Consider the following 14,179-nt stretch of genomic DNA (forward strand, 5'->3'; position numbering starts at 1 on the left):
ATGGATATTTTGCCCCCAAAAGTACAAGAGTTGCTACCTCATATGATCAAGCAAAACTGGTTGGCAGGGTACGCAAACCTCGAAAACATAGGCAGAGCGCTCACCAGGGTAAGTGAACGTATTAGCATGCGCACACAATATGACTCAAAGATTGAGTTGGCAATCAAAAACCTGGAAACAGGCTATCGTGAGTTTGAAAATGATTTTAATGTGTTTTTTCCGGATATGATTGTTTATATCAATGCATTTTTATCAAAAATTCATACCGAGGTATAGGTTTACCTAAAACTGTTTTGAGGAATCCATCCACAGATATAAGGACTTATCTTTGGTGGAGTTGTTTGATTGTTTTTTTGATCGTATCCTTCGTCCATTCCGTGCCTTAAACTTGTCTTTATCAGCTTGCTATCAGGCAAAAATGCCACAAATGCCCATCCACTTTGTGTAGCCAGCACATAACCTTTAGCTCCTTTAGCATATTTTGCTACCACATTGCCCCAAAGTGTTTTGGTGGCTTTATATTGGTTGTATTCCCCTTCTTTTATCTTTTTGGCAGGGGTATCGTCTACTTGTGGGCTGTATCTTGCCTGGCTTACTTTGGTGAGGGTAACCAGAGAGGGTTTAAGGGCAATTTTTTTAGGCAACTTACTTTGCGAAGCATAGTATAGTTTAGGGCTTGCCACATACGATTGTGCGGTGTGGTTGTACACAAATGTCTGGGAAATTTGGGTTTCTTGTTCATCTATAATGAATATAGCGTGTTGTAAAAAAGTCTGTTTACGTTTGTGTCTGATGAGTACAAATTGGCCAGCATTGTCGTACACATACTCAAACTTACCTTTGTGGTTGAAGTAAAAATAGTAGCCAGGGGTAGGACCAAAGTAAGTATTAAAAATAAGCACCAGGTCTACAGTTTTATCCTGGTCAAAGTCGAGCACCCAATACAGGCGCTCTGCCATGTGCTCGTCTTTATTGGGTTTGCCAAAAGTAGCCGGGTTGTAGTATATAGGAGATTTTAGAAGCTTGTTAGTTAGTATGCCTCTTACAATTTTTAATTGTTCGTTTTCGCTTAACTTTGCCTCATATTTTTTCAATTTCTTTTTCATTTGTTGCGATCTCTTCTTGGAATAAGGAGCGTGTTTAATGTGAAAGAAAGGTGTTTTTTGGGCAAAAATAGTAGACATAACCAAGCAAAAGGTGAGGGTGAGTAGGGGAGAGGTTGTTTTCATAATGATAAAAAAATAGGGTGATCAAATGAGGTTTTCGAGCAAACCATTGATCACCCTTAGTGACTGTTAGCCAGAGGCCAAATATTTAGAACGGCAAGTCGTCTTGCTCGGTATCGTCAGACTTGAGGTTGAAAGTTTCTTCAAAGGGAGGAGGCTCAGGCATAGGTGTATTTGGGTTGTTACCAGCAGCAGGAGTACTTGCTTGATTAAGCGCATCGATTCTCCATGCCTTTACATCAGTATACCATTTACCATTATATTCCCGTGATTCTATATTGATAGAAGCTTTGATTTCATCGCCAAGATTAAACTGCTGTAGGCGGTCAATTTTGTCGCCCCACATAGTAATACAAACCGATTTAGGATACTGGTCCATAGTTTCGATAACAAAACTTTGTTTTTTCCATTCTCCGTTGCGTCCTTGCCCGCTTTCTAGAGGCAATACCTGACGAAGTACTCCATTAATTTCTAGCATTGATTGTTTATATATATAAGCTTATTGTATAAATAAATACTTACAAAAAAACTCATAAACTTCCCTTTTATGGGCAATCTGTATTTGTTTTATAAGCATTTGTAACTAAAGAATGGTTATAAAATAAGTTCCCGGTTTTGAGGGAAAGGTTTTGCTCTGATATGAGGTTCCTTTTGCGAGTTCTGCCAGAGGCTAAAAAGCTCACAATCCTGACTTATCGGGGAAAGTTATTTTTTGTCCATTTCTAAATGCTAAGATAATTATTTTTTTTGTTTTTTGCAGCTACAAAGCAGCGAAGCTTTTATTTTGTAAGTGTGTGTGAAGATTTATATGGTGAAGTGTTGGTGAGTGTTTGACTTTGCCGCCAACTTTTTTAGTATAATTGAGTACTTATGCATAAGCTACCAATGTTGTGCAATTTGTTAGAAACAAATTTATTTTTTATTGTCGTTTTCACGATGGAGTACTTTGATCTAAAATAAGCCGCAAGTAATACCATTCGGGTAAGCAAGTTTTACCAACCCAACTAATTTTTTAAATTATGAATACTACCTGGAAGATTCAGAAAAAAATGCATTGGTTTTTTGCATTGTATGTTGCCTTGGTTTGTCAAACTGCTATTGCACAAACCGAAGTAGACCCCATGAGCCATTTACAGTTTTTGGCGAGCAACAAGTGGATCATCAAAGATAAAATGCAGCAATCGAGCAAAACTACCAACACAGGCGAAGTAGTATTTACACTGGCGCTCGATAAAAGAATTATCAATTTTACCAGGTATTATTATTTAGGTACCAACGACTTACGTCCTGGTACTAAAGGTACCTTAGCCCTGAACCCTTTTTTGGGTAAAATAAAACAGTTTACTTTTAGCGACGATGGACAAACTACCGAAGGGGTGCTCTCCGAAGTCACCAAAAAAGGTTTTACTATTGAGTACGACAAGTTTTTGCCCGATGGACAAAAGGTAAAAGGTAAAGAAGTTTTTAAGAAAAAAAGCCAGGGTGTAATAGAGGTGAAGCGTTTTAGCTGGAACGGCAACCAGTGGCAGGCAGTCAGTGCGTTTTTGTGGACGCGCAACAGTAAAAAAGTAGCGTATAAGCCAGTAACCAAAACCATCAATACTAAAAAATATACCTTCGAAACTAGAGAATGGGATGTGCCATTGAAGGTTGTGGTCAATAAAAAATCTGAAGGGTTAGTTTTTAAACCCTATACATCAGGTGTAGACGTGTATCGTCACTCTTATGCTTATGAACTGGTGGGAAGCTTTAAAGTAAATAAAATGATTGTGTCGAAACTTCAACTTAAGTTGGAGTTATTTGACAAAGCAGACAAATTGCTTTTTACCAAAAACTACAATGCCATCAGCTTTTTATTTCCCTCTTATCGCAGTGGCGACGATATACCGATTAAAATTCTCAAATATGTAAAAGACCAACCTTTAGCAGCCATTGCCAAGGCAAAACTAAGTGTACAAACCATAAGCAAAGTAGCCGCTCCAGAAAAGTTTGAACCTTCAGAAAAGGTTGAGTTTACCTGGGGAACCAGCCAACCTGCCAATGCAGCGATTGAAATAAGAGGCAGGCAAAACAGCGTATCTAAATCTTATAGAAAGGGGTATCGGTCTTATAAATTTTTGCTTGAAATAAAAAACACTGGTAAATTATTGTTCAAGGGCTTGACCTTGAGGTTTGAGTGGTTCAATGATCAAAATGAGGTAATCTTTACTAAAAAATGCTATGTTGTCACCATTCTCAGTCCCCACATATTGCCGGGCACTATGCGTCTTTATAGCAGCAGTGTGCTATTGTCTGATGCTAAAGTAAAAAATCCTGGGCGCTACCGCATAGTGGTAGACTCAGTGACACTTTAGAAATGGTTTGCAAATTACTGACCTAAAGCTGTTTACAGCCCTGGCTTATCAGGGAAATTTATTTTTTACTCATTTCTAAACCCACAATTATTTCTTGATAATATGATGGATAATTCTGATAAAATGATTGAGGCATACATCAGCAAGTTGTTTGAGGTGCAACAAGCGCGCGAAAACCAACCACTGACCGAGCAAGAGCTAAAAGAAGTGGCTTTGGGTGCTGGAATGACCGAAGCAGACTGGCAGGCAGCCCAAGAGGTGGCTGATGCTCATAATGCCAGGGCAGAAGGCTTTTTGACCTATCAAAACTGGACAGAGGCCATTAAAGAGTATGAGCAAACCTTGCGCATTCGCCCCCATCATCCGCAACCACTTGCAGGCATCGCCTATGCTTTCAAACAGCGCTGGCAGGCCAAGCAACAACCACAAGACCGTGAAAATGCGTTGGCTTACGCCCGAAAATGCTTACAAGTATCACCCGAAAATGCCCAATCGCATATGATTGTGAGCAAGCTTGCCAACGAGCAATCATTGCCTCCTCGAAAAAGACGGTTAAAGACCCAAAAGTTACTATTAATTTTTGGACTGATTGCTTTTGGGGTATGTGCCTGGATACTTTTTCAAAACGAAGAAATGACCCCTGCAACGCAAGTGCCCAAGCCGATGACGGTATCTAAAAACATTGACCAAACTGCTACAAAAGGGCTTCCTGATGGGTTGGTGGTAGTGCCATCTGCCAAGGGTTATTTACAAGTAGCAGAGGTGAAGAGTACCTTTAAAACATTGTTTGGCAATCGCACCTCGCATCACGCCACGTGTAGCTTTAAAAATACCGGACAAAATGCCATTACTGAGCTAAAGATAGCGGTGACCTGGTACCACAAAAATGGGAGTGCCATTGTGCAAAACAACTTTTACGTGCTTAAGTCAGGCGATTTACCTTTGTCAGCAGGGGCTACCAAAGAATACGTTATCAAACAAAGTTTTCCGCAAGGCACCAGCCAGGAAGCATACCAATACTATAGAGTAAAGGTTGCACGAATAACATCTAATTAAATCAAAAAAACATAATCAATGAGCCATCAAGTAAATTGTCCCGACTGCAACTCAGGTAAAATATCGTTGCACGGGTTTGGATACGAAGCACAGAATATCAATCCACTTCAGTGTATGGATTGTGGCTTGGTATTTAGAGCAAAACAAGCGATTGTTACCCCACAGGCAGATGGTAATTTGCGTCGCCTCATTTATATGATGGGGCAGTTTAGCAGAGCTAAAGCCTGTTATTTGCTGGGGCAGCTTACCGGGCAAGGAAAAAAGGAAGGAAAAGAGTTGCTGGAAAATACTACCTTGAATGATATTAAAACATCAGGGTAATACTGAAATTACAAGCTTTCTTTGTGGTAAGGGTATGCTTTGCCCATCATTAGTTGGGGGTTGTAACGTCGCTCAAACTCGTGGTATGGCAGGGCCATTAAGCCAATGCAATCGACAACTGCTATGCCCAAAACAATGGGCAAACCAATGATGGTACAACTGGCGAGTAAGTAACTAACCCCCATGCTTTTTTGACCTAAATAAAAACGGTGAAAACCCAAGGTGCCTAAAGTGAGTGCAAGCCCCACGGCTATTATTTTTTGTTTTTTTTGCCCTATCATAGTTCTTAGTTCGAGTAGTGAAAACAGGTACTACAAGTATACAAATTTCGTTGCAAAATTGCATTTCAAAAGTGATCAATGATTGATTATAAGTAGTGAGTTAGTTTAAGCCTCTCCTCAGGCTACAACAAAAAATGTCAAAAATCAGGCAGCTGTATATTTAATCGGGTACTTCGAGCAGTTCTTTATACCTGGTTTCATTCCAGGAATATAAAGTATCTTCCAGTGCTTGTTTCCAGTGGGCAATCCGCCCCTCAGAGGCAGGCAGTTTTTTTAGCACCTTTTTTATTGCCGATACTTCGTATATTTCGTACTGCTTAAGCTCATTGGTTATCTCCCGAAGCACTGCTTCTTCCTGAGTGTTGAGTTCCCAGGCTTTTATATTTACAGTATCAGACTCTACCTGATCAGTTTGGTCAATGGTGGTGTGCAACCTTTGTTGGTCATCAGCTTTGGGTAGAGTAAGCCAAAAAGTACTGCCTTTGTTCTCTTCTGATTGCACTCCTATTTGCCCTTGATGACTCTCTACCACCAGTTTACAAAAGGTAAGCCCCAAGCCAGTAGAGCGGTTTTTGGGGTTTCGTTGGGTAAAGCGATCAAAAATAGTATCAATAAATTCAGGTGCTATGCCTGCCCCGGTATCGTGGATTAATATTTTATGAAAAGCACCCTCCGACAAACTTTCTCGTGTTACACTAATTTTGCCTCCATTTGGGGTATACTTAATGGCATTGTTAAACAAGTTGACAAACACCCTGATGATTAATTCTTCGTCTGCCTGGAGGGTCAGCTCTTGGGGAATATCAGACTCAAACACCACTCCTTTGTCGGCAAGCAATAAGTTTACCCTTTGGTGAGCGGTTTGTACGAGTTTTTTTAGGAGGTGAGGTTGAGCGTTGAGTTGTACCTCGGTTTCTTCAAAACGTTGTACGTCCAGTATATTCATTACCAGGTTGAGCATTTGCTTGCCCGACTGGTTGATGTTTTGCTGAAAATGGGGCGAATATTCTCCTTCAGATAAACCTATAATAGTATTGAGGGGGTTCTTCAGGTCATGCACAATCATACCTGTCATGCTTTGCTTAAACTTATCCAGGGCAATCAATTGTTTATTGGTTGCCTGTAGAGTCTCTGTCTGTAGCTCAATTTCTTCTTTTTGCTCAGTAATGGCAGCATTTTGCATCGACAGTGTTTCTTGTTGTTGTAATATTTCTTCTTGCTTTTGTTGCAATACTTCGTTTTGGGTATTTACCTCCTCGTTGAGCTGCTGTAGCTGTTGAAAGCTCTTCTTTTTTTGACGATAAAGCCTGTATACCATATAAATAAATCCCAGGGTAATCAGCAGGGCAATGCTTACAAGCAGGTTGAGGAGCCGTTGCTTGGCGATTTCATCTTCCTGCATTTGGCTTTCCTGACGCAAAATCTTGTTTTCCTGTTCTTTTTTTTCGGTTTCATACAAGGTTTGCATTCTAGCCACTTGTTTGTTTTTATCCAGGTTAAACACTGAGTCATTGTGCGCTTTGAACTTTTGATGAAACTCCAGCGCTTTTTTATAGTTGCGTCTGGCTTCATAAGCCTTCGATAGCCCATTGTAAGCCTTGGCAATGTGGAACTTGGCTTTTATTTTTTTGGCTTTTGCCAACGATTTTTTGAAATGTTCAAGCGCCAGGTCATATTGTTGGGTTTCCAGATAAATATCGCCAATGTTATGGTAAGAAATCACCATCCCTTGGGCGTGTTTAATTTTCTCTCTGATTTTTAGGGCCTTTTTTTCATTCGCAATTGCCTTGTCATAGTCTTTGAGATAATACCACACCAACGAAATGTTGCTATAGTCGCCACCAATTCCTAAAGCATAATTGGTTTTTTGATCTAGTTTTAGGGTTTCTTTAAAATACTCCAGTGCTTTTTTGTATCGATCAGTTTTTAGGTAAAGCAGCCCTATATTGTTGAGCGTATTGGCCACCATGCCTTCTTGTTTGAGTGCCTTCATGAGTTTAAGTGCCCTCAGTTGGTACTCAAAAGCTTTGTCATAATTTTTTAGGTTCTTGTGTACTACTCCAATATTACCCAACGAGGAGGCAATGCCCCTTTGGTCGTTCATTTTCTCATATATTTTGAGCCCTTTCAGGTGGTAGCTCAACCCCTTCTCGAAGTCATTGGCGTGTTTGTAATATAACCCTAAACGATCATAACTGCGGGCAACTCCTTTGTCATAACCAATTCGCAGCGAAATATCCAGCGCTTTTTTACAGTGTTGGTATGCCTTTTCGGGATATTTGATAATATAGGTATTGATCAATTTGAGCAATACGTCTACCCGTTGTTTATCGCTGAGTTTGGTATTGAGCAAGTGGTTCAAGCTATCTGCTTTTGCATTTTTGGGTTGAGCATAAGCCACCTGTGAAAAGTTCAGCAGACTCCACAAACAGTAAATGATGATCAGGTGAAATTTATGCATATCTTTTATTTAATTCGTTGGCAGTGAGTAGGTTAAGTGTTTTGTTTATTTCACAGAGCTTGGAGGCAAACCTCCTGCGGTTAAAGTGGTCGTTTACAGGAGGTTTTAGGATGATTTTTTGAATTAGATGCGTTACACCGAGCTTTAGCGGGTTGCGAAATCCCCCAAAACAAGTTCAGAAAGCGTTGCTTCATCTTTGAAAAACATATGCTTATTTTGTGAGTAAACTTGAGTTTGTTTAATTGCTCTCCAGCGATTGATTAAACAAAGGCCAACAATTCTTTAAACCGCACTTCATTCCAAGAGTAGAGCGTATTCTCCAACTCTTTTTTCCATTGTTGTATTGCCTCATTGTCTTTGGGCAATTGTCCTAAAATATTTTTAATGGCGGTAAGTTCATAGATTTCCATTTTTTGCAACTGATGGACATAAGGTATTAAAATCGCTTTTTCCTGTAAATTAAAGCCGCCGTTTTTTCTCCGGGAACCCTCGGGTGTTGCTGCCGCCAATCCTTGCCGATAAATTAAAGAGTCGTTTGGTATGACAGTTTTGGGCAACGTAAACCAAAATGTGCTCCCTTTACCTTCTTCCGATTGTACCCCTATTTCGCCCGTATGGGCTTCTATTACTTGTTTGCAAAAGGTAAGCCCCAACCCCGAAGAGTGCACCCTTTGAGCGGGCGAAGTTTGCCGACTAAATTTATTAAATACCTGGGCAATAAAATGAGCTGCAATGCCTTTGCCTGTATCGTTTACCAATATTTTCTGAAAGTTACTTCCTGGCATATCTTCCAGAGTGACGGTAATTTTACCTTGTGCTGGTGTGTACTTAATGGCGTTGTTAAACAAGTTGACAAACACCCTCACAATGAGTGCTTCATCTGCTTTTATGGTTAAGTTTTCGGGTACATCTTGTCTAAACAAAACGCCTTTTTCGGCCAGCGACAAACTTACCTGTTCGTGGGCTTGTTGCACAACCTGTTTAAGCAATTGTGGTTGAAGGTTCAACTGTATTTGTGCTTCTTCGAAGCGTTGCACATCCAAAATATTCATTACCAAATGTAGCATGCGTATGCCCGATTGGTGGATGGTTTTTTGAAACTGAGGCGAATATTTCTTGCCCGACAACCCAATAATGGCATTCAAAGGGTTTTTGAGGTCGTGTACAATCATACCCGTCATGCGTTGTTTAAACTCATCCAGCCTGAGTAGACGCTCATTGGTAGCGCGCAGTTCTTCTGTCTGTTGTACAATTTCTTTTTTTCTCTCATTTATCTCCTGGTTGTGTTTTGCCAGAGTTTGGTTAAACTTGATTTGTCTTTGTCTGCTTCGGAAAATATATACAATGATAACAATCAATAACAAAGCTATAATGGCCGAAGTATAGAGCAAAGTATTTTGCTGTTTAAGGGCAAGATTTTTATTATCAATTTCCAATTGTTTTTGGGCAAGCATTTGTTGACTCAGCACTCGTTCTTTGTCCATTTGAAACGACAATTGCATGCTCGAAAACTCTTGGTTTTTGTGTTGGTTATACAAACTATCGCGCACCTCTATATAGCGCCCCTGATAATAAAGCGCTTTGTTGGCTTCTTGTTGGTTTTTATGAATATGGTACAAGCCCAATAGCGACAACACCCATAACTCGCCCGTTTTGCGTTTTTTTGCATCAGCCAAAGTAAAAGCCAGTATTTCTTCGGCGCGGCTGTATTGTTTGGCCGATGCCAATGCATAGCCCAGGTGAGTTTTAAATAAAGTTTCTAGGTAACGGGCTTTAATTTTCCCAAAGCCCTGCGTTACTTTTTCCAATATGGCGATGGCCTCTTTATATTTGCGCTGTTTTTCGTATACCAACCCCCGTATCCCAATTGCCCAAAGTTCGGCAATGGGCTTGTTTATCTTGCGACTCAACAATTCCGACTCACGACTTAGCCTAAGGGCTGGTTTAAAATCATTTTTTTTATAATACCCATAAGCAATATCCCCCAATACCAAGGCATATTTATCTTGGTTATGGTTGTTTTTATAAATGTGCAAGGACTTAAAGTTATAATCCATTGACTTGCTATATACCCCTAGTTCGCCATAAGTAATGGCAATAGAGTTATACACCCTTGCTTTACCTGTTTCATTGTTGGTGGCTTCAAAAACGTCCATTCCTTTAAACAACAACCGCAAAGACTCGGTGTAATTTGCCTGCCGACGATGAATGATGCCCATAGATACATAGATATTGGCTACTTCTAGTATTCTGTCCAGTTTTTTAAATGCTTCTATGGCAAGTTCATAGTTTTTCTTGCACAAAGCAAAGTCATTTTTCTGTCGGTAGAGCAAGCCCAGCATTTTGTAAGATTGGGCTGTTTTGAGTGGCAAGCTATATTTTTGGCTCAGCTCCAGTGCTTGTTTGCTGTATACAAGCGCCTCTTGATGGTTGATGTGCAGTTTATTTTCGGCTATCTTCAGCAGTAGATTGATGTGTGTTTTGGGTACTTTGGGAGAAGCTTCCAGCAACTGTGCAAGGCTATCAACGGCTGTATTTTGTGCAAACAACGGTGGTACAATGACGATACATTTCAGAAAAAGCAATATGCCTGTAAAAAACTTCATTAATGGATAACACTTACTATTAAAAGCAACAAAACTAATTTTGTACTTTTAATATAGTCAAAAAAATGAATATCTCCACCTTCGCAAGTGATCTAAAAATCGAGCATCTTTTTGAGCGATGCCTTTGCCTCTGGTGCACGGTCATAAAACACATAAAAACTATCAAAGATAGGGTATACCTCCTTATAAGTTTCTACATCGTCTTTATGAATCAGGTGATAATCGGTTTCCAGCATATCCAAATAATCGGCATACATTTGTCTATAACGCCTGATGAAGGGTAAATCAAAACTTTGGTGCAACAAAGCATCATTGAATTTTTTTTGCAAAAACTGGCTATAAGGCAAAAAATCCATTTTATAAAAAATAAGCATTTGCCCCAGCATATATTTCTTAAAAGAGTTAGATAATTTTTCGGCTTGTGTCCATACAAAATTACCTTCCATCACCTGACAATAATGTTGCACTACCACATCGCGTACCTGGTGTACCAGCGCGGTATTGCTTAGTGGTGTGTCAAGGTTCAATCCTAGTTTTTGGTGGGTAAAATCCTGAATACTCCATAAGCCCTGCTGGGCAAATACTTCACGATTACTGGTATGCCAATGAGCAAAAACCCCTGCGTTGTTTTTCATGTATTGCAGGTTGTGCTTTGTCCAACGAAAATCTCCCACAAAAAAAGTCTCATACTTTGCTTTAAAAGCTTTCAACACTGGTCGGTCTTCCTTAGTAATCAAGTACTTATAGTGCGAATCGTCGCCCAGCAAACAATACTGCACATTGGCTGCCCATAGTTCATTCAGCGAAATATCAGGGTGTTTTTTCAAAATTGCCTGGTACAAAGGGTAAATTTTTCTTTTGGAAAAATCGTATGGCACTCCATCTTGCACCAGCGCGTGTACAAAACACATATCGGCTATTACCAAAGTCAATGCCTCAGAGAGCATCCGGTAGATGACATACACCTTGTCGTACAACGGGGCATCTTCGCCGCTATATACCAGATCGGGCAATACAAAATGGCACAAGTCGTGAACAAAAAAAGTAATCTCATGAACTTCGTCTTTTTTAGGCACCAGTGGAATGCCCGCGTTTAAGCCAGGCGCCCAGTAGTTTTTTTGGCGACGGTTTCTTGCCGATCGAAAAAAACCACCATTGTTAAGTGCATAGTCAAACAAATGCGTCAGTTTATTTGCCTTTACTGTGGGTGAGTTGATCAAAGGGTGGGTGGCTACCAATTTAAAAATAGCTTCCGAAAACTCAATGGCTTGCTTTTGCTCCAGTGCATTGAAGTTTAAATCGATGCCTTGGCTATAGTACAAAAACTGCAGGGCAAACTTAGCCAATGCTTCTTGTCGCCCATGGTTTTTCATTCCACGTTGCTTGAGCTGCTGATACGACAAACCCAATGGGCGGAGCACAAAAACATCGTCCCAGCCATAGCGTTTTTTATCCGGGCTTTTTGCCGAATAATCAATTACTCCCCGGTGAGGCGCAGCACTGATGGTAGCCACTTTTTTATCCTTCCCAAAATAGTAGAGAGTAGTAGTCGCGTAGACCAACATTCCATCGGTTTGCGCATCAATATTGCCCAGGGGTTTTTGGTCGCTTTCGCGGAATAGCTGGGTTTCGTCAAACAATACATTCAACACCTTGTGGTCGTTTTGCAACAAATGCACATAGGCAGTCATAAGCCCGGCGGTATCTTCAAAATATTCAAAGTCGTTTTGCATCACTACCTCAATGTTGTAGTAAGCAAAAAAACGTTGGTACTCTCTGTATTTCCACCTATTGCGTGTAAGCAAGTAGATTTTTTTCATACATCCTCTTAGGTTTCAGGGGTTTTGTTGTGCTTTGTAGTCAAAAGACCAACATTGGCTCGTTTGGAGAACCAAAGGGTGTAAGGCAGCGTGTAGTGAAGTAAATTCAATAAAAAAACGCAGGCGATATTTTAACCGAAAAGTAAAAATTATGTTTGAGCACCTTTGGCTCCCATACTGGTCAAAAAAACCTCAAAATCATAATGATTATTCAAGTCATACAAGATTTGCCCAGCTTGGTTAGGTGTGTTGATATTTATGCCCAGCTCTTCTACAAAAAAACGAACGGTTGCCTTGCATTTGGCTGCATTACAACCTTGGTAACTAATGAGGTGAATAGGCAAGTTGCCATTGTGGTCAGCGATTACTGGGCAGCCATGTTTTACCAACGCCCTGGCAGCGTCTATGTGATGTCCCCAGGCTATTTTATGCAGCGAGTTTTGCCCACGATCGTCTACCCTGGTTATATCTGCCCCGGCAGCTACCAACAGCTCTACTGCCTGGGCACTGCGTACATTGTAAAAAGCACTGTAGTGGATGTTGCCGTTAGGGTTGGCTCCCTTGTCGAGCAACAAGCGGGCAATAGGCAAATTATCTTTCAGAATAGCATCTAGTAGCAAATTACCCAACTTGTGAGATTGTTTGTTGCCGTAGCCCTCTTGCAAAGCACGAATCACCAATTCGTTGAAACCTCTTTGCACAAAAGCTTTTAACACAAAAGGATCGTGTATATTGGCACCAGCTTCTATCAGGTAATGGACAATATCGTCGCGGCGAATTTGGGCAGCAGCAGACAGAGGCGATATCCGACCTTCGTTGTGCGTGTGAATGTCTGCCCCTGCATTTATCAAAAGCTTGACGGTAGGTAGGCGTGCTTCTGGGTTGTTCATTAAATAATATACCAAGGGAGTAGATCCATAATTGGTGCGGTATTCAAGGGGGGCACCTTCGTCAATGAGCCGCTTAACCACCTCTTGTCGGTTTTGTAACTCATCGTGGTAGTCGCCTGAGGGGGGCTCCAGGGCTATATGCAAGATAGATAAATTTTCGGCGTTGCGTCCAAAGCCAGTATCCATTCTTCCGTCGATTCCATGCTCGGTAATGAAGTCGGCAAGTTTAAAGCCTCTATTACGTCTCAAAAACTCGATCAAATTATTTTGGGGTAGGTTTACACTGTCTTCCAGACGTCGGCTTGCCTCTTTTTCGAGCGGTTGTATACCTTCCATTTTTATGTTGACTCCATTCGTCAACATTTCAATCAATGCAGCACGTTGTGAGGCTTGGTGGGTATGGTCTATTGACAAACCCGACAAGTTGAGGTCGAGCAAATGTGGTAGATGAGTCAAAGGGGTAATATCAGTTACACCAGTGTATGCTATATTGAGGTGGGTAAGTTCAGGCAGGTTGGCTAAAGGATGCAGGTCTTGTATGGTTTGACAATGGGCTAATGCCAACAGTTTGAGCCGGGGTTTATTACGTAAGGGTTCCAAAGAATGTATTGGATTGCCTATCAACCACATTTCTTCCAGGTTTTTCAAAGCCATCAATGGGGCAAGGTCTGTGATTGCGTTGCCGTCCAACATCAATACCCTGAGGTTGCGACAAAGCTCAAGCCCTGATAAGTCTACTATTTTATCCCATCCAATAAGATGGGCATCGGGACGGTCATAGTTCCATTCCAGTTCGGTAATATAAGCTAGCTTTTCGGGAATCACTGTATCGGAGGTGTGTTCTTGCAGGGCTTGGAGGAGGCTTTCGTCAGGGATATATAATACTTCCATGAGATAGAAAAGTTGGTGAACATTTGTCAGTTATAATACAAAATATACTGTACCAAGCAGTATTCCAAATATCAATAAGCCAGCATTATCACAAAGTCATATTTCTTACAAACTTTGCTAAAGACCTCTTACCTCTAGGTTGAACAGGTGCCTAAATACTCACTAAAAAACGCTTTTATTTTGGGCAAGCCGCGGTTAAAATAAGGTAAAAGCTTGTCTAAACTGGCTGTATTAATAATGACCGAACGGCTCATAGCTAAAAAAGTTGCCGAT

The 14,179-nt window shown here is 40.8% G+C and carries 11 protein-coding genes; 4 read left to right on the plus strand and 7 right to left on the minus strand.

The window, feature by feature from the left end; translation table 11 throughout:
• The coding region (locus tag M23134_RS22295) for an acyl carrier protein phosphodiesterase (RefSeq protein WP_045114115.1) at nt 1-276 on the plus strand (276 nt) is incomplete at its 5' end.
• 2 nt (nt 277-278) lie between these two features.
• Here the strand turns inward: M23134_RS22295 and M23134_RS22300 are convergent.
• Nucleotides 279-1,229, minus strand: a complete 951-nt coding sequence (locus M23134_RS22300; RefSeq protein WP_045114116.1) for a hypothetical protein — start codon at nt 1,227-1,229, stop codon at nt 279-281.
• A gap of 85 nt (nt 1,230-1,314) precedes the next feature.
• On the minus strand, nt 1,315-1,704 hold the full coding sequence (locus M23134_RS22305) for a DUF3127 domain-containing protein (RefSeq protein ID WP_004156321.1): 390 nt from the start codon (nt 1,702-1,704) through the stop codon (nt 1,315-1,317).
• A 541-nt stretch (nt 1,705-2,245) separates the two neighbouring features.
• On the opposite strand from M23134_RS22305, the gene M23134_RS22310 reads away from it, so the two are divergent.
• From M23134_RS22310 to M23134_RS22320, 3 genes are all read left to right on the plus strand, one after another.
• Complete coding sequence (locus M23134_RS22310) at nt 2,246-3,580, plus strand: hypothetical protein (protein ID WP_004156323.1); 1,335 nt, start codon at nt 2,246-2,248, stop codon at nt 3,578-3,580.
• A 102-nt stretch (nt 3,581-3,682) separates the two neighbouring features.
• Nucleotides 3,683-4,636 (plus strand): hypothetical protein, encoded by a 954-nt coding sequence (locus M23134_RS22315; RefSeq protein WP_004156325.1) that lies wholly within the window; start codon nt 3,683-3,685, stop codon nt 4,634-4,636.
• An 18-nt stretch (nt 4,637-4,654) separates the two neighbouring features.
• The gene (locus M23134_RS22320; RefSeq protein WP_045114118.1) at nt 4,655-4,957 is read left to right on the plus strand and encodes a hypothetical protein; all 303 of its coding nucleotides are present in this window, start codon (nt 4,655-4,657) and stop codon (nt 4,955-4,957) included.
• 8 nt (nt 4,958-4,965) lie between these two features.
• Here the strand turns inward: M23134_RS22320 and M23134_RS22325 are convergent, their stop codons facing one another.
• The 5 genes from M23134_RS22325 to M23134_RS41850 all read right to left on the minus strand — a co-directional run bounded on the left by M23134_RS22325 (nt 4,966) and on the right by M23134_RS41850 (nt 13,906).
• Entirely contained in the window at nt 4,966-5,238 is a 273-nt protein-coding gene (locus tag M23134_RS22325) for a TM2 domain-containing protein (RefSeq protein WP_004156328.1), read from the minus strand.
• Between the two features lie 160 nt (nt 5,239-5,398).
• Nucleotides 5,399-7,699, minus strand: a complete 2,301-nt coding sequence (locus tag M23134_RS22330) for a tetratricopeptide repeat-containing sensor histidine kinase (protein ID WP_004156329.1) — start codon at nt 7,697-7,699, stop codon at nt 5,399-5,401.
• 260 nt (nt 7,700-7,959) lie between these two features.
• Entirely contained in the window at nt 7,960-10,305 is a 2,346-nt protein-coding gene (locus M23134_RS22335; RefSeq protein WP_004156330.1) for an ATP-binding protein, read from the minus strand.
• A 92-nt stretch (nt 10,306-10,397) separates the two neighbouring features.
• Nucleotides 10,398-12,125, minus strand: coding sequence for a hypothetical protein (locus tag M23134_RS22340; RefSeq protein ID WP_004156331.1), 1,728 nt, complete (start codon nt 12,123-12,125; stop codon nt 10,398-10,400).
• 149 nt (nt 12,126-12,274) lie between these two features.
• Nucleotides 12,275-13,906 (minus strand): ankyrin repeat domain-containing protein, encoded by a 1,632-nt coding sequence (locus tag M23134_RS41850; protein ID WP_004156332.1) that lies wholly within the window; start codon nt 13,904-13,906, stop codon nt 12,275-12,277.
• Between the last annotated feature and the right edge of the window lie 273 nt (nt 13,907-14,179).

Origin of the sequence: Microscilla marina ATCC 23134 (genome assembly GCF_000169175.1) — a bacterium.
In the GTDB taxonomy this organism is placed as follows: Bacteria; Bacteroidota; Bacteroidia; order Cytophagales; family Microscillaceae; genus Microscilla; species Microscilla marina.

What these genes read in the sequence shown, in the direction of transcription:
- M23134_RS22300 (WP_045114116.1), bottom strand. Translation starts at nt 1,229, where the DNA reads ATGAAAACAACCTCTCCCCTACTCACCCTCACCTTTTGCTTGGTTATG.
- M23134_RS22305 (WP_004156321.1), bottom strand. Translation starts at nt 1,704, where the DNA reads ATGCTAGAAATTAATGGAGTACTTCGTCAGGTATTGCCTCTAGAAAGC.
- M23134_RS22310 (WP_004156323.1), top strand. Translation starts at nt 2,246, where the DNA reads ATGAATACTACCTGGAAGATTCAGAAAAAAATGCATTGGTTTTTTGCA.
- M23134_RS22315 (WP_004156325.1), top strand. Translation starts at nt 3,683, where the DNA reads ATGATGGATAATTCTGATAAAATGATTGAGGCATACATCAGCAAGTTG.
- M23134_RS22320 (WP_045114118.1), top strand. Translation starts at nt 4,655, where the DNA reads ATGAGCCATCAAGTAAATTGTCCCGACTGCAACTCAGGTAAAATATCG.
- M23134_RS22325 (WP_004156328.1), bottom strand. Translation starts at nt 5,238, where the DNA reads ATGATAGGGCAAAAAAAACAAAAAATAATAGCCGTGGGGCTTGCACTC.
- M23134_RS22330 (WP_004156329.1), bottom strand. Translation starts at nt 7,699, where the DNA reads ATGCATAAATTTCACCTGATCATCATTTACTGTTTGTGGAGTCTGCTG.
- M23134_RS22335 (WP_004156330.1), bottom strand. Translation starts at nt 10,305, where the DNA reads ATGAAGTTTTTTACAGGCATATTGCTTTTTCTGAAATGTATCGTCATT.
- M23134_RS22340 (WP_004156331.1), bottom strand. Translation starts at nt 12,125, where the DNA reads ATGAAAAAAATCTACTTGCTTACACGCAATAGGTGGAAATACAGAGAG.
- M23134_RS41850 (WP_004156332.1), bottom strand. Translation starts at nt 13,906, where the DNA reads ATGGAAGTATTATATATCCCTGACGAAAGCCTCCTCCAAGCCCTGCAA.